This window comes from Streptomyces sp. NPDC051104, assembly GCF_040682835.1.
Lineage (GTDB): Bacteria > Actinomycetota > Actinomycetes > Streptomycetales > Streptomycetaceae > Streptomyces > Streptomyces cynarae.
This window is the reverse complement of the sequence record NZ_JBFBBS010000073.1, coordinates 1-15,277: the sequence shown is the minus strand read 5'-3', so window position 1 is coordinate 15,277 and position 15,277 is coordinate 1. Positions and strand designations below refer to the sequence as shown.

9 protein-coding genes and 4 pseudogenes are annotated in these 15,277 nt (G+C 68.6%); 5 read left to right on the top strand and 8 right to left on the bottom strand.

Annotated elements, in window-relative coordinates; translation table 11 throughout:
* The first annotated feature begins 165 nt into the window (after positions 1-165).
* Entirely contained in the window at positions 166-342 is a 177-nt protein-coding gene (locus AB0N14_RS38215) for a hypothetical protein (protein ID WP_366030315.1), read from the top strand.
* Between the two features lie 59 nt (positions 343-401).
* On the opposite strand, the pseudogene AB0N14_RS38210 reads toward AB0N14_RS38215, so the two are convergent.
* The 5 genes and pseudogenes from AB0N14_RS38210 to AB0N14_RS38190 form a co-directional block, all read right to left on the bottom strand.
* A pseudogene (locus tag AB0N14_RS38210) lies at positions 402-1,581 on the bottom strand (IS1380 family transposase); the annotation flags it as partial.
* A gap of 202 nt (positions 1,582-1,783) precedes the next feature.
* Complete coding sequence (gene purU / locus AB0N14_RS38205) at positions 1,784-2,638, bottom strand: formyltetrahydrofolate deformylase (protein ID WP_366030314.1); 855 nt, start codon at positions 2,636-2,638, stop codon at positions 1,784-1,786.
* A 220-nt stretch (positions 2,639-2,858) separates the two neighbouring features.
* Positions 2,859-3,455, bottom strand: a complete 597-nt coding sequence (locus tag AB0N14_RS38200; RefSeq protein ID WP_366030313.1) for a sarcosine oxidase subunit gamma family protein — start codon at positions 3,453-3,455, stop codon at positions 2,859-2,861.
* Positions 3,445-6,623 (bottom strand): annotated as a pseudogene (locus AB0N14_RS38195) (sarcosine oxidase subunit alpha family protein). Before AB0N14_RS38195 ends, AB0N14_RS38200 begins: the two are co-directional and overlap by 11 nt.
* A gap of 30 nt (positions 6,624-6,653) precedes the next feature.
* Entirely contained in the window at positions 6,654-7,904 is a 1,251-nt protein-coding gene (locus AB0N14_RS38190) for a sarcosine oxidase subunit beta family protein (protein ID WP_366030312.1), read from the bottom strand.
* 124 nt (positions 7,905-8,028) lie between these two features.
* Here AB0N14_RS38190 and AB0N14_RS38185 point away from each other — a divergent pair, with 124 nt between their 5' ends.
* Positions 8,029-8,679: a GntR family transcriptional regulator gene (locus AB0N14_RS38185; RefSeq protein WP_366030316.1), complete on the top strand. Its 651-nt coding sequence runs from the start codon at positions 8,029-8,031 to the stop codon at positions 8,677-8,679.
* A gap of 27 nt (positions 8,680-8,706) precedes the next feature.
* Here AB0N14_RS38185 and AB0N14_RS38180 read toward each other — a convergent pair whose 3' ends face one another.
* A complete protein-coding gene (locus tag AB0N14_RS38180; protein ID WP_366030311.1) occupies positions 8,707-9,357 on the bottom strand; it encodes a GntR family transcriptional regulator in 651 nt (216 codons plus the stop codon).
* Positions 9,358-9,525: 168 nt separating this feature from the next.
* On the opposite strand from AB0N14_RS38180, the gene AB0N14_RS38175 reads away from it, so the two are divergent.
* The 3 genes from AB0N14_RS38175 to AB0N14_RS38165 all read left to right on the top strand — a co-directional run bounded on the left by AB0N14_RS38175 (position 9,526) and on the right by AB0N14_RS38165 (position 14,590).
* Positions 9,526-10,461 (top strand): acetamidase/formamidase family protein, encoded by a 936-nt coding sequence (locus AB0N14_RS38175; RefSeq protein ID WP_366030310.1) that lies wholly within the window; start codon positions 9,526-9,528, stop codon positions 10,459-10,461.
* Between the two features lie 100 nt (positions 10,462-10,561).
* A complete protein-coding gene (locus AB0N14_RS38170) occupies positions 10,562-12,058 on the top strand; it encodes an APC family permease (protein WP_366030309.1) in 1,497 nt (498 codons plus the stop codon).
* Positions 12,059-12,130: 72 nt separating this feature from the next.
* Positions 12,131-14,590, top strand: a complete 2,460-nt coding sequence (locus AB0N14_RS38165) for an FAD-dependent oxidoreductase (RefSeq protein WP_366030308.1) — start codon at positions 12,131-12,133, stop codon at positions 14,588-14,590.
* Positions 14,591-14,721: 131 nt separating this feature from the next.
* Here AB0N14_RS38165 and tnpA read toward each other — a convergent pair.
* Together tnpA and AB0N14_RS38155 are read right to left on the bottom strand one after the other, a co-directional pair.
* Positions 14,722-15,117: pseudogene (gene tnpA, locus AB0N14_RS38160) on the bottom strand (IS200/IS605 family transposase).
* Between the two features lie 7 nt (positions 15,118-15,124).
* Positions 15,125-15,277, bottom strand: a pseudogene (locus AB0N14_RS38155) (ISL3 family transposase); the annotation flags it as partial.

The window sequence follows — 15,277 nt, the reverse complement described above, 5'->3', positions numbered from 1 at the left end:
CACGAGCCGACAACCTGCGCGAGCAGATCGAGCAGCTCACCACCGCCCTCGCCGAGGCCCGCCTGGCCGAGCTCGCCGCCACCCGCAAGGTCATCGACGGCCTCGCCCCGCCCGACTGCGAACCGGCCTCCCCCCGCGGAGACCGCCACCGTCTACCAGCGCATCGTGACTACCTTCAACGAACACCCCGAGAAGGTGTTCCGCGTCCGCGACCTGCACGAACACCTCGGCCTGCCCACCGACGAGCCCTCGATCAACGTCACCCGCTCCCGCCTGGGACGACTCATTCGCCAGGGATTCCTCGAGCAACCCGGACGTGGCCGCTATCAGAAACGGACTTAACGCCCTCTAAGATCTCTACCGAACCCAGGGCGGTTCATCCACAGGTTTTGACTATTGCTCGCCAGCAGGTCGAGGGCGATCTGGACGATCTCGAGCCAGACCTTGTTCTGGGCTGTTGTGTGCAGGGGCAGGTTGCGCAGGCCGGTGGTCCGGGCGGCCCGGATGCGGTCCTCGGCCCGGGCGCGCATCCGGTGACGGAGCTCGAGGGCGGCGATCGGCTGGTTAGGGGTGTTGGTCGCGAAGCACGTGATCCGCATGCCGTCCGCGTCCGTGATCCTCAACTGGGCGCCAGGATGGGGCCGTTCCTTTCGGACGATCAGTCGCGTGCCCTTGGGCCAGCCGTCCAGGAGCTTGCCCGGTGAGCTCGGCGATCCAGGCCCCGTCACGAGCTTCACCGTCGGTCTCGACGGCCGGGGTCCAGGCTGAGGCGGGGACCTTCAGCACGTGCTCGTGGATCGCTTCGGTGATCACCATGCCGACCGAGTAGGAAAGCTATCGTCCCCGTCGCGCGAGCCAGGACACGAAGTCGTGGGTGCCGCCCGCGGAGTCGGTGCGGATCAGGGTCTGCCGCCCGCGCCGGTAGTGCTTCGGCAGTTGGGCCAGGGCGAGCTGGGCGGTGGTGATGTGGTCGGCTGCCGTGTTGGAGCCCGCGTTTCCCGGTCGCAGGAGGGCGGCGACGGGCTCACCGGTTCCGCCCGGTCCGTGGTCGAGGAAGGCCGTCAGCGGGTGATGGCCGTAGGTCTTCTTCCAGGTTGCGGCCGCGTCCTCCTTGTCGGAGTGGGCGATCACGAGGACGCCGTCGAGATCGACTATGACCTGACCGCCGGCGTCCGGGGCGTTCTGGCCGGCCAATGACCAGGCACGATGGCGGACTTCGGACCGTGCGGACCGGATGGCCTGCAGGGCTTTCTCGCCGGAGGCGGCGAGGGTGTCGATCAGGCGAGAGATGGTCGGGTCGGAGGCGACCGGGCCGAAGACGGCCGGCTCGCACCGCAGCGTCGCGACGTCCGCGAGGCAGTCCCCGCCCAGTGCGACCGCCAGGGCGACTTCCAGGAGGGCCTTGCCGGGATCGTGGACGGCCCGCGGCTTCCGCCATGGAGCCAGAGCCTGGGATATGGCCTGGTCAAGACCGGTCTTGCGGACCGTTTCGACGAGTAGGACCGACCCGGCCTGGGAGACAACCTGGCGGCCGTCGTCCTGGACACGGACACGGGGGTAGGACCCGATAGAGTGCTTCACCTGGGAAGTGCCTCCGGCGATGGCAGGAACAAGGACCTCGACAATCCTCATTCTTGCTGGTCAGAGGCACTTTCTGCTTTCCTGACCGCCTGCCGGACAGCCCGCTTCATGAAAGCGCGAGGCTTGCTGGCCTGGTGCGCGGCGAGCGCGCGCTGGTAGCCGGCCGATGTGGTCTCGCGGGTCCGCACCCCAGTGTGTGGCGTCAGCTGAACACGACCGTGCGGTTGCCGTGGAGCAGTACACGGTTCTGGCAGTGCCAGTTGACCGCTCGGGCAAGGGCAAGACGTTCGGCGTCCCGGCCGATGCGTACGAGTTGGTCGGGGGAGAGACGGTGGTCCACCCGGATGACCTCCTGCTCGATGATCGGGCCCTCGTCCAGGTCGGCGGTGACGTAATGGGCGGTCGCGCCGACCATCTTCACGCCCCGGAGGTAGGCCTGGTGGTAGGGCTTCGCGCCGGCGAAGCCTGGCAGGAAGGAGTGGTGGATGTTGATGGCGCGCCCTTCGAGACGCTTGCACAGGTCGTTGGACAGGACCTGCATGTAGCGTGCCAGCACCACAAGGTCGATCTGGTGCTCGTCGACGAGTTCGAGGAGCCGGCCTTCGGCCTGCGGCTTGGTGTCGGCGGTGACTGGGACGTGCTCGAATGCGAGCCCGGCCGCGAGCGCCAATGGGCGCAGGTCGGGGTGGTTAGACACCACCAGGGCCAGTTCGGCGTCCAGCGTCTCGCTGCGCCAGCGGTAGAGCAAGTCGGCGAGGCAGTGGTCGAACTTCGACACCATCACCAGGACCCGCGGCTTGTGGGCGGCGTCACGCATCTGCCAGCTCATGCCGAACGCTGCTGCTACCGGTCCGAAGGCGTCGTGCAGGTGCTGAAGTGTCAACACCGGCGAGGGAGAGGTGAAGCTGGTCCGCAGGAACAAATGCCCGTGCACCGGGTCGTCGAACTGCTGGTGTTCGCTGATGTCGCAGCCGTGCTGGACGAGGAAGGACGTCACCGAGTGGACGATTCCCGGTCGCTCGGGGCAGCTCAAGGTAAGGACGAAGTGATGGGTCATGCCTGTCCCCTCTGCATGCAACGACGGTGAGCGCGAGTCCGCCACGGGCTGTCTTCTTGTCGTTCATCCCTGCAGTGGACGCGCGGACGCGGGCCGTCGTGGGCTCGGAGGCGGCCCCGAGGGAGGGACCGGACGATCGTCCCGGCCGCGCGCACGGGCCCCACTGTGGGGGAGCCGGAGAGGCCGATGGCGGTCTTGAACGAGTCGTAGACACTGGTGGTCATAGCACCGCTTCCCGGTACTCGGTGCATGCGTCGACCAGCCAGGACGCCACGTAGGGAGCGAAGGACGAACGGACGAGCAGCCGGACACAGGTCGCCGTGTCGTCCCGGACCAGCAGGATGACGCCGGCCTGCGCAAGCCTGGTCTGCACGCACGTCCCAAGGGGACTGACCTGCGGGTGCAGGTCGATCGCGCAGCCTCGTGCGAGAACCTCCTGCGCGAGACTGCCGGACACGCAGAGCGTGGTTCGCTGGGCTGAGACGTCGGTGACGGTTCCGAACCCGTCGCCGATCGCTGCCCGCAGGGCGTCCTGAAGTTGCGCCCCCGCCCCGGGCGGTGCGACGAGGAGCCACTCGTCCGGGCCCAGCCAGAGAGCCTCGACCTCATCGGTACCCACAAAGGTGGACGGTGCAGTCGGCAAGGCGACGCCGATGGCCTCCGCGACCGATGCAGCGGCCCGGCCGCCGGGGTCGAGCCGCAGTGACAGCTGGGTGAGGAAGGGCATTTCCCGGATCCGGATGCCGGCGGGCAGCTGATCGAACGCCGCTGCCCAGTCGGCGAGCGGGCTGAGGCGGATGGACGTCTCAACCGTCACGGCGAGCCCCCTCCTTGTCGTAGAGCACAGGATCGGTCACGGTCACCGGCACGACGGTGCCGTCGAGGGGGACGTACAGCGTCTCGCCGATGCGCTCCCTGCCGGACCGGACGAGAGCGAGCGCGAAGGTCCGGTTCAGCGCCGCGCTGCGGTAACTCGAAGTCACGTGCCCGAGCATCGGGACCGGCGGTGGTGGCACCGATTCGGTGGTGATGAGCTGGGCGCCTTCGGGCAGCAGCACGTGCTGGTCGACCGGCAGGAGACCGACGAGCTGTTTGCGGTCGGACCTGATGTTCTCCGGCCGGGAGAAGGACCGCTTGCCGATGAAGTCGGGCTTCTTCTTCGACACCACCCACGACATGCCGAGGTCCTGCGGCGTGACGGTCCCGTCGGTGTCCTGGCCGATGATCGGGTAGCCCTTCTCGGCGCGCAGCACATGCATCGTCTCTGTGCCGTACGGCGTGATGCCGTAGGGCTCGCCCGCCGCGATCAACGCCTCCCACACGGCCACGCCGTCCCAGGCCACGACGTTGACCTCGTAGGCGAGCTCGCCGGAGAAGCTGATCCGGCAGACGCGGGCGGGGACGCCGGCGACGGTTGCGTCGCGCCAGGTCATGAAGGGGAAGGCGTTATTGCTGACGTCCAGGCCGGGCGCGACGGCGGCCAGTACGTCACGGGAGCGGGGTCCCACGAGCGGGACGGTCACCCAGTGCTCGGTGACCGAGGTCAGGCTGACGCGCAGTTGGGGCCATTCCGTCTGCAGCCATTCCTCCATCCACTCCAGCACCTCGGCGGCGTTGCCGGTGGTCGTGGTGAGCAGGAACTCCTCGTCGGCGACGCGGATGACAGTGCCGTCGTCGATGACCATGCCGTCCACGCCGCACATGACGCCGTAGCGCGCGCAGCCGACCTTCAGACTGCTCATCAGGTTGGTGTAGATCCGGTCGAGCAGCTCGCCGGCGTCAGGACCCTGAACGGTGATCTTGCCGAGCGTCGAGCCGTCCATCAGCCCGACGCTCTCGCGGGCCGCGCGGCACTCGCGCAGGACGGCCGTCTCCATGTCCTCGCCGGGCCGCGGGTAGTACCAGGGGCGCTTCCACTGCCCGACGTTCTCGAACACAGCGCCCTGCTCGACGTGCCACGGGTGGAGCGCGGTCACCCGCACGGGGTCGAAAAGCGAGTCCCGGTCCCGGCCGGCCAGCGCGGCGAACGACACGGGTGTGTACGGCGGCCGGAAGGTGGTCGTGCCCAGGTCGGCGATGTCCACCCCGAGCGCCTGCGCGACGATGCCGGAGGCGATGACGCCCGACGTCTTTCCCTGGTCGTGCGCGGTGCCGAGGGTGGTGTACCGCTTGACGTGTTCCACGGACCGAAGGCCGGCGCCGGTGGCGCGCAGCACGTCCGCCACGGTGACGTCGCGCTGCAGATCGACGAACCGCGCGCCCGCGCCGCCGCCCTTGCCGGGGTCGGGTACCGACCACAGCACGCGGCCGGGCAGACCGTCGCCCCGCTCGACGGCGGCGGGCAGGGTCACCGGCGCGGCGGCCCGCCCGGTCGCGGCCAGCGCCTGCCGCGCCGCCTCGTCTCCGTCGGCGAGGCAGCCGGCCAGTGTGAACACCCCTCGGGCCGAACCCGCCGTCCGAACGGTGGGCAGTGGGCCCTCGGGGAGGAACGCCCCGAGGGCCGCGTCGTAGCGGAGCCTGCCGCGCGCCTGGCTGAACAGATGCGCCACCGGATTCCAGCCTCCCGAGACCAGCAAGAGGTCGCAGGAGACGCCCTGGCGCGCGCCCAGCCGGCCGTCCGCGCACGGCGCGACGTGCGCACTGGTGATGCGGTCGCCCCCGCTGGTGCCGGTCACCACGTGCCCCGGCCGCACCTCGATGCCGCGCCGCAGACACTCGGCGGCGAGGGAGCCCGGTACGTCGTCGCGGGCGTCGAGGACCGCCACGATGTCCGCACCGGCGTCGGCGAGTTCGATCGCGGCGCCGTAGGCGCTGTCGTTGGTGGTGAACACCGCGATGCCGCGACCGGCCAGCACGCCGTAGCGGTTGAGGTAGGTGCGCGCCGCGCCGGCCAGCATGATGCCCGGGCGGTCGTTGTCGTCGAACACCACAGGGCGTTCGTGCGCTCCGGTGGCGACGACGACCTGCTGGGCGCGGATCCGCCAGACGCGCTGCCGCGACAGGTGCGCGGGCGCGGCTGCCCCGAGGTGATCGGTCCGCTTCTCCAGGGCGAGTACGAAGCCGTCGTCGTAGCAGCCGAAGGCGGTCGTACGGGTGAGCATGCGGACGTCGGGGAAGGTGGCGAGTTCGCCGCCGACCCGGGCCGCCCAGTCGGCCGCGGGTGCGCCGTCGAGGGTCTCCGCGGTGCCCAGGAGGGATCCGCCCGTCCGCGGCTGGTCGTCGACGAGCACGACGCGGGCGCCGGCCCTGGCGCCGGCCAGTGCTGCGGCCAGCCCGGCCGGCCCGGCACCGACGACCAGCAGGTCGCAGTGGGCGTGCGTCGCGTCGTAGCGGGCCGGATCCGGCTCACCGCCGAGCCGGCCCTGCCCGCGCAGGCCGCGGGCGACCAGGCCGTCGTACAGCTCGACGGTGGTCGCGGTCAGCATGGGCTCCGGGAACGGCGCCTCGATTTGGACCAGGGAGCCCGGGTCCTCGACGCCTGCGGCCACGATGCCGCGGGGACGTCCGTACGTGATCGAGGTGGCGACATTGTGCACACCGTTCGCGAGCAGCGCCGAGGCGAGGGTGTCGCCGGGGTGCCCGTGGTAGCGCGTGCCGTCGAAGGTGAAGGTCAGCTCGGTGCCGCGGTCTATATGGCCGCGGCCGTCGAGCCGGAACCGCGCGATCATGCCCTCCCCACCTGCCCTCGATGCTGTCCCGCCACCGGTGCGACGACTCGTGGCGGGGGCTCGCCGACGCGGTAGACGGCGAGCAGATCGTGGGTGGCGGTGTCACGGACGGCGTTGAACCACCGTCGGCAGCCCGCGGCGTGCATCCACCGTTCGGCGAACGGGCCCTTGGGGTTGTCGCGAAAGAACACGAACTGCGCCCATTCCGCGTCGGACAGGGCGTGCGGGTCGGCCGGATACGTCACGTGGGCCTGGCCGCCGTAATGGAACTCGGCCTCTTCGCGGTTTCCGCACCAGGGACAGGGAATGAGCTGCATCGCGTCTCTCTTCGTGGGAACGGGCGCTGCTCAATGGGCGACGGCGGCGGCGCCGTGCTCATCGACCAGAGCCCCGGTGGTGAACCGGTCGAGCGTGAACGGGGCGTTGTAGGGATGCGGCTCGTCGTGCGCCACGGTGTGCGCGAAGCACCAGCCGACACCGGGGGTGGCCTTGAACCCGCCAGTACCCCAGCCGCAGTTGAGGTACAGGCCGTCGACGGGCGTGAGCCCCACGATGGGAGAGGCGTCCGGGGTGACGTCGACGATGCCGGCCCACGTACGCAGCAGATGGGCGCGGGCGAAAACCGGGAAAAGCTCCAGGGCGGCGGACATCTGCCGCTCGATGATGTGGAACGCGCCGCGCTGGCCGTATCCGTTGTAGCTGTCGATGCCCGCGCCCATCACCAGTTCGCCCTTGTGTGCCTGGGAGACGTACACGTGCACGGCGTTCGACATCACCACGGTGGGGTGCACCGGCTCGAGCAGTTCGGAGACGAGTGCCTGCAGCGGATGGCTCTGGATCGGCAGCCGGAGACCCGCCATACCGGCCAGGACGGATGAGTGGCCGGCGGCGGCCAGCGCCACCTTCCCGGCGGCGATCCTGCCGCGAGTGGTCCGCACGCCCACGACCCGGCCGCCCGCGATGTCGAGACCGGTGACCTCGCAGTTCTGGATCAGGTCGATCCCGTACTCGTCGGCGCGGCGGGCGAAGCCCCAGGCGACGTAGTCGTGCTTGGCGATGCCCCCGCGCGGCTGGTAGGTCGCCCCGAGCACCGGATAGCGGGTATCGGGGGAGACGTTGACGATCGGGCAGACCTTCGCGACGTCTTCGGGCTCCAGCCACTCCGCGTCGATGCCGTTGAGCCGGTTGGCGTGGACGCGCCGCTTGCTGTCACGGACGTCCTGAAGGCTGTGCGCCAGATTCAGCACGCCTCGCCGGCTGAACAGGATCGGATAGCCCAGATCCTCTTCGAGCCCTTCCCACAGCTTGAGCGAATGCTCGTAGATCCCGGAACTCTCGTCCCACAGGTAGTTCGACCGGATGATCGTGGTGTTGCGGGCCATGTTGCCGCCGGCCAGCCAGCCCTTCTCCAGCACCGCCACGTTGGTGATGCCGTGGTTCTTCGCCAGGTAGTACGCGGTCGCCAGGCCATGACCGCCGCCCCCGACGATGACCACGTCGTAGGACGGCTTCGGGTCGGGGTTGCGCCACAGGAAGGCCGGGTGGTCGGGCACACCGTCTGCCGGTGACGCACCGCCGACGGCCGTCGGATTCCTCATCGCGTGCCTGCTTCCCGGGTGGCCGATCGACTGAGCGGCACTGAAATCCTCAATAACAAAGACTGATATATTAGATACCGTAATCATGGAGACTGCTCGCGTCAAGGGAGGTGCCCGGTACGTCATGTGGGCTGCGGCGGAGGGCGGCCGGCGATCGCTGGCCGAGAAGGCGTACCAGGTCATCTCCGACCGGTTGGTGACCCTGCAGATCCGGCCGGGGGCGCCGATCAGTGACGAGCAGGTGGCGAGCGAACTTGGGCTCGGCCGCACGCCCGTACGGGAGGCGCTCAAACGGCTGGAGTCGGAGCGGCTCGTCATCGCGTATCCACGACGCGGCACCTTCGCGACGGAGGTCCACATCACGGATCTGGGGTACATCTCCGAGGTCCGGCAGCAGCTCGAGCCCCTGGCCGCGGCTGCCGCCGCCCGTCGCCTCACCGGCCGTGACCGCGCCGAGCTGGAGCTCCTGCTGGCGGAACTCGGCTCGGCCGGGACGAAGGACCTGCGCGAGCTCATCCGACTCGACGTACGCGTCCATCGCGCGATCTACGCGGCAACCAACAACCCATATCTCGAGGACACCTTGATCCGGTACGGCAACCTGGCGACACGCATCTGGTGCCTGTTCCTCGATCGCCTGCCGGGGCTCGCCGACCACGTGCTCGAACACGGGCAGCTGCTGCGCGCGGTCATCGATGGCGACGCGGACCGCTCCGCCGGCTTCGCCGCCGGCCATGTGGCGGGATTCGAGTCCGCCATCCGCAAGGTGATCTGAGCGGCGCGCGGACCGACTCGGGCGTGCCTACAGCACGGCTCGCATCTCGTCGGCGAAGGCGGTGAGGTGCTGGACGGCGAGAGCCTGTGCCCGGTCGCTGTCGCGGGCCTTGATGGCATCGACCAGTGCGCGCTGCTCGGCGAGGTGGTCGGGCAGGTGCGGCAGGCGGTCGAGGACGAGGTAGAGCATGCGCAGTGAGAGGTTGAGGTACTGGTTGAGGGTCGCCTCCAGGTAAGGGTTGCGCGCGGCGTGGTAGACGGCCCGGTGCATCGACACGTCGATCTCCAGCAGCCGGCGGTTGTCGTCGGCGTCCCGCAGGGCTCCGAGGATCCGCTCCAGTGACTCGATGTCGTCCTGACTCGCGCGGGTGGCGGCGCGGGCCGCCACCAAACCCTCCAGCGGAACGCGGACTTCGGAGATTCGGCCCAGGTCGGCGATGTTGATGTCCGTCGCGAACGTGCCACGGCGGGGATAGATCGCGGCGAGCTTCTCCAGTTCCAGCCGCTTGATCGCCTCGCGGACCGGGGTGCGCCCCATGCCGAGGCGCTGCATCAGAGCCTCTTCGTTGATGACCGATCCGGGGGCGATCTCCAGGGTGATCAGCAGATCGCGGATCACGGCGTAGGCCCGATCCGACAGAGATGTGCCCGCCGGCCTGTCTTCGTCTGCCAGCCCCATCCGCATTGCCGCTGCTTCCGATCGAGGTGGGCGTCCGGCCAGGTGTTACACGGCGGACACACGTGGGTGTTGACGCCGATACATGAGCGTCATACCTTCTGGTATATCAGTTCGACGGTTACTCATCCATCGAGAGTCGTTGTACGACGAGCGCCGAATGGAGTCGCGATGGCTGCGCGTGAACACGTTATCGAACCGACCCTGATTCATCACGAGTGGGATGCCGACCTCGAACCTGCGCTGGCGATCAATTCCGGCGACGTGGTGCATTACGACCTCAAGGTGGCGGGCGAGGGCCAGGTATGGCCCGGGGCGACGTATCCCGAGAGCAAGTTCGACTTCGACACCATCTACAACCTGTCCGGGCCCCTTTTCGTCAACGGCGCGGAGGCCGGTGACACGCTGGAGATCGAAATCCTCGATCTGAAGCCCGGCGACTGGGGGTGGGCGGCGTTCCTGCCCGGACTCGGTCTGCTGCCGGAGGACTTCCCCGATGGATACGTCCGGACGTTCGACCTGACCAAGGGCGCGACCACGACGCTTGTCCCGGGCGTGGAGATCTCGGTGTCGCCGTTCCTCGGAGTGCTGGGCAATCATCCCGGAGAACCCGCCCGGCAGTTGCCGTTCCCGCCCCACCACGGCGGCGGCAACATGGACAACCGGCACCTCACCACCGGTGTCACGCTCTGGCTCCCCGTCTTCGCCGACGGCGCGCTGTTCTCCTGCGGTGATCCGCACGCCGCGCAGGGCGACGGCGAGGTCTGCGTGACCGCCGTGGAGTGCCCGATGCAGGCGTCACTGCGGTTCACGCTGCGCAAGCGGCGGTCCGAGGCACCCAGCTTCCGGGTCCCGCCCGCCGCGGTCTCGCCGAAGGACGCGGCTGGCTACCACTCCACGATGGGCATCGACCCGGATCTGATGACCGGCGCCAAAAAGGCCACCCGAGCCATGATCGACTGGCTGGCCGATGAGCATGGACTGACGCGGGAAGACGCCTACATCCTCTGCAGCGCCACCGGAGATCTCAAGATCTTCGAAATCGTGGACTCCGGCGTCTGGAACGTCGGCATGACGATGCCGCTGAGCATCTTCCAGTCCTCATAACACCGACGCCGGTTGCCGGTGGCGATGCGTCTGCCTTTGACCGCGCCACCGAACGGGGGCCTGATCCGCCAACCTCCACGATGGGAAGACGCCAGTGAGCATGCCCCCTGAGCCGACAGTCTCTGACAGATCCGTACCGGACGCGACGCCCGCCGCGTCGTTCGTGCCGGGAACGCGGCTGGCCGGCGGAAGCCTCAATCTCCGCCGGGTGGCCTTCATCGGTCTCGCGTACTTCGCGCTCGCGCCCGTCATCTACCTCAATATGGGATTCATCGAATCCGCTGCCGGTGGCCCCGTCATGCCTCTGGTATTCGTCCTCATCACTATCGCCATCATCCCGACCGCGATCAGTTTCGCGGTGATGAACGGGCGGCGCCCCTCGGCGGGCAGCGCCTTCACCTGGCTGTGGGAGAGCACCAGGCCGGGCGTCGGGCTCTGGGTGGGCTGGATGATGATCACCGGGTACGTCGTCGCCGCGGCCCTGTACCCGCTGGCGTTCGCGGTCTTCTTCAACGCGTTTCTCGAGTACTTCGGCGTCCATACGTCGCTGTGGACGGGGTACGCGGGCGGCTTGCTGTCCATAGCAGTGGCCGCCTACATGGCCCGTAGCAACATCCGGTTGGGCGCGCGGATGATCGGGGTGCTCATGCTGTTCGAGGCCGCGTTCGTCGCGCTCGTGGCCGTCGTCATCGTCGCTCGCGGCGGCTCCCTCGGGCACTTCTCCGCCGAACCGTTCAACCCGGGTGCCGCCAAGGCGGGTTTCTCCGGACTCGGCCTGGCGCTGGTCTTCGCCTTCATGTCGATCGCCGGCGTCGACAGCATCGCCCCGGTGGCGGAGGAGTCGAAGACCCCGAGCCGCATGATTCCGCTTGCGACCATCCTCATCACGGTCATCGCCGGCGGGTTCTGGGCCCTCACCTCGTACGGCTTCGCGATCTCGGTGCCGGTTCACACGGTTGAGGCCTACGTCAGTGCCGGCCAAGTCACCCCGGTGTACCCGATCGCCCAGAAGTACGTCGGCGCACTGGCCATCCTTGTGCCGATCACAGGCTTCACCGCGGCGATCGCGAGCTTCGGCGCCTCGGTCTACGCGGCGAGCCGGCTGCTGTACGCGGTGGCCCGTGAAGGTTTCGGCCCGGCCCGGCTGGCGAAGGTGGACCGCAAGACCCAAGGCCCCTGGAACGCCGAACTGGCGACGATCGTCATCGCCGCCGTGGCCTTGATCGTCTTCGCCTGGTGGCAGGGCGGCCCCTCCAGCGGGTACGGGTATCTCGGCGTAATCTTCGTCTTCTTCGTTCTGGTCTGCTACCTCGGGGTCAACGTCGCCAACCTCGTCTACCACCTGCGCTACAAGCGCGCCGAATTCCGCTGGTTCGTCAACGGCGCCGTCCCCGTCATCGGCATCGTCATCGACGGCTACATCCTTTACCAGGGATTCTTCGTCGCCGAACTGGGTCTGCCGTTCAAAACCGGAGGCAGCATCGTCCTGTTCTCCGTGCTGTGGGCGGCCGTGGGTATCGGATGGGCCGTGCGATGGGCCCGGAAGCGGGACCTGCGATCGGTCTCGCTCACCCGCCTCGAGACCGACGCCGGGTAACGCGTCGCGGCCGGCTCCCCCATCCGCCGGCGGTTCGATATCAGCTGTCAGGCCACTGCTTTGGAAGGTCACATGACGACCCAGCCTCACGTCGTAATCATCGGAGCCGGCATCGTCGGATGTTCCCTCGCCGAGGAACTGACCGCGCGCGGCTGGACCGCGGTGACCGTGCTCGACCAGGGCCCGCTGTTCGCCACGGGCGGGTCCACCTCGCACGCTCCCGGCCTGGTCTTCCAGGCCAACTCGTCGAAGACGATGACGGAGTTCGCCCGCTACACGGTGGAGAAGTTCTCCGGCCTCACGCTGGACGGGCAGTGGTGCTTCCGGCAGGTGGGCGGCCTGGAGGTGGCGACCACCGCGGAGCGGTGGAGCGATCTGCACCGCAAGGCGGGCTGGGCGGCGTCGTGGGGCGTCGACGCGCGACTGCTGGACGCGGCGGAATGCGCGGAGCGGTATCCGCTGCTGGACCGCGAGCGGGTGCTGGGCGGCTTCTATGTGCCCACCGACGGCCTGGCCAAGGCGGTCCGCGCCGCCGAGGCGCAGGCCAGGCTGGCCAGTGCGCGGGGCGCCACCTTCGTGGGCAATACCAAGGTGATCGACATCGAGCAGGCCGGTGGCCGGGTCACCGGCGTCGTCACCGAATCCGGCCGGCTGGACGCGGACATCGTCGTGTCCTGTGCCGGTTTCTGGGGCCCCGCGGTCGGCGCTCTGGTCGGACAGCCCGTACCGCTGGTGCCCTTGGCACACCAGTACGTCACGACCACGCCGTTGACCGCGCTCGCCGGCACGGTCGACAAGGCCGCCGAGGCGGTCCGGCCGATCCTCCGGCACCAGGATGCCGACCTGTACTTCCGCGAGCACGTGGACCGCATCGGCATCGGCAGCTACGCGCACCGCCCAATGCCGGCGAGCCTGGAAGGACTCGGCCCCTCGGCGAACTGGCAGGATGCCGGCAGGCAGCCCTCCATGCTCGCCTTCACCCCGGAGGACTTCGCGCCGAGTTGGCAGGACGCGGTCGACCTGCTGCCCCCGTTGGCCGGGGCGAAGGTGGGGGACGGCTTCAACGGGATCTTCTCCTTCACCACCGACGGTATGCCGCTGCTCGGCGAATCCCGGCACGTCAAGGGATTCTGGCTGGCCGAGGCGGTGTGGGTCACCCATTCCGCCGGGGTCGCGCGGGCGGTGGCGCAGTGGCTGGTGGCCGGCCGGCCGGACGTCGACGTGCACGAGTGCGATGTGAACCGGTTCGAGGACTTCCAGTTGGCGCCGGACTACGTCCACGAACGTGGCTGCCAGAACTTCGTCGAGGTCTACGACGTGATCCACCCGTTGCAGCCGATGGAGAGCCCGCGGCCGCTCCGGACCAGCCCGTTCCAAGGCCGACAGCGGGAACTGGGCGCGTACTTCCTGGAAGGCGGCGGTTGGGAGCGGCCGCACTGGTTCGCCGCCAATGAGTCCCTTGTGGACGGCTACGGGATACCCGGCCGCAACGACTGGGCCGCTCGGTACTGGTCGCCGATCGCCGGTGCCGAGGCGTTGCACACCCGGGAGAAGGTCGCCCTGTACGACATGACCCCGCTGAAGCGGCTGGAGATCTCCGGACCCGGGGCGCTGGGCTTCCTGCAACGGATGACAACCAACAACCTGGACAAGCCGGTCGGCGCGGTCACGTACACCCTGTTGCTGGACCAGTCAGGCGGTGTGCGCAGCGACCTCACCGTGGCGAGACTGGCCGACGACCGATTCCAGGTCGGCGCGAACTCCGCACTGGACACGGACTGGCTGCTGCGGCACGCGCCCGCGGATGGTTCGGTGCATATCCGCGACATCACCGGGGGCACCTGCTGCATCGGCGTATGGGGTCCGCTGGCCCGCGATCTCGTGCAACCCCTGACCGGCACCGACTTCTCGCACAAGGGCTTCGGATACTTCAAGGCGAAGCACGCGTATCTGGGAAACGTGCCGGTCACCGCGTTGCGGGTATCCTACGTCGGCGAACTCGGCTGGGAGATCTACACATCGGCCGAATTCGGAGCCCGGCTGTCGGACACCTTGTGGCAGGCCGGACAGCACCTCGGGGTGATTGCCGCGGGCCGCAGCGCGTTCAACAGCCTGCGGCTGGAGAAGGGCTACCGCCTGTCCGGCGTCGACATGACCACCGAACACGATCCTTACGAGTCCGGCCTCGGCTTCGCGGTGCGGATGGACGCCGGTGACTTCCTCGGCCGCGCCGCGCTGGCCGCCAGGTCGCCGGACACGGTGTCCCGGAAGCTGACCGCGTTGACGATCGACGACCCGGACGACGTGGTGCTCGGCAAGGAGCCCGTCTACCTCGGCGGATCGCCGGCCGGCTACGTCACCAGCGCAGCCTACGGCTACACGATCGCCAAGGGCGTCGCCTATGCCTGGCTTCCCAGCGAGGCGAGTACACCGGGCATCGATGTGGAGATCGACTACCTCGGCAAGCGTGTCGCCGCGACAGTGGCCGAGGAACCGCTCTTCGACCCGAAGATGACCCACATCCGGCGCTGAACCCCGCAAGCGCACGGACATGGCCGCCGATACAGCGCGCGCCGCTGCGTCCGGCTTACCGGGGCTCTTGCAGAAAGCCCCGGCGTTCACGCCGGGGATGAATGCATCTCAAGGCTGCTGTGACGTGCGCCTCAGAGCGGACGTTTTTGCTGCTCGATGTACTGGCGGACGATCGCCAACGGTGCTCCGCCGCACGACGCGGAGAAGTACGAGGGCGACCACAGGTGCCCGTGCATGATGGCGCGGTTGATCCGGCCGGTGAACTCCTACCGTATCCGGCGAGCGGAGACGCCCTTGAGGCTGTTGACCAGCTTCGAGACGGCGACTTTGGGCGGGTAGTGCACCAGGAGGTGGACGTGATCGCGTTCGCCGTTGAACTCCTTCAGCTCCGCTTCGAAGTCCTCGCAGACCTTGCGCATGATCTCTTCGCAGCGCGTCAGCATCTCGTCGTTGAACACCCCGCGCCGGTACTTCGTCACGAAGACCAAGTGCACATGCATAGCCGAAACAAGGCTCTTCTGCTTGATGTGTGGGTCAGTCTGAGGCGAGTTGGCGTCCTGGCAGTGTTGGGCGGTCGCCTCCGAGGGTGAGCATGACGAGGGCGATGATGGCGTCGGCGGTGCGGAAGCCGAAGCCTCGGCGGATGATCAGGCGGGTCTTGGTGTTGGTGGACTCGATCAGCCCGTT

Excerpts from the sequence above, each read along its gene's own strand:
- purU (WP_366030314.1), bottom strand. The coding sequence starts at position 2,638 with ATGACCCATCACTTCGTCCTTACCTTGAGCTGCCCCGAGCGACCGGGA.
- AB0N14_RS38190 (WP_366030312.1), bottom strand. The coding sequence starts at position 7,904 with ATGAGGAATCCGACGGCCGTCGGCGGTGCGTCACCGGCAGACGGTGTG.
- AB0N14_RS38185 (WP_366030316.1), top strand. The coding sequence starts at position 8,029 with ATGTGGGCTGCGGCGGAGGGCGGCCGGCGATCGCTGGCCGAGAAGGCG.
- AB0N14_RS38180 (WP_366030311.1), bottom strand. The coding sequence starts at position 9,357 with ATGGGGCTGGCAGACGAAGACAGGCCGGCGGGCACATCTCTGTCGGAT.
- AB0N14_RS38175 (WP_366030310.1), top strand. The coding sequence starts at position 9,526 with ATGGCTGCGCGTGAACACGTTATCGAACCGACCCTGATTCATCACGAG.
- AB0N14_RS38170 (WP_366030309.1), top strand. The coding sequence starts at position 10,562 with ATGCCCCCTGAGCCGACAGTCTCTGACAGATCCGTACCGGACGCGACG.
- AB0N14_RS38165 (WP_366030308.1), top strand. The coding sequence starts at position 12,131 with ATGACGACCCAGCCTCACGTCGTAATCATCGGAGCCGGCATCGTCGGA.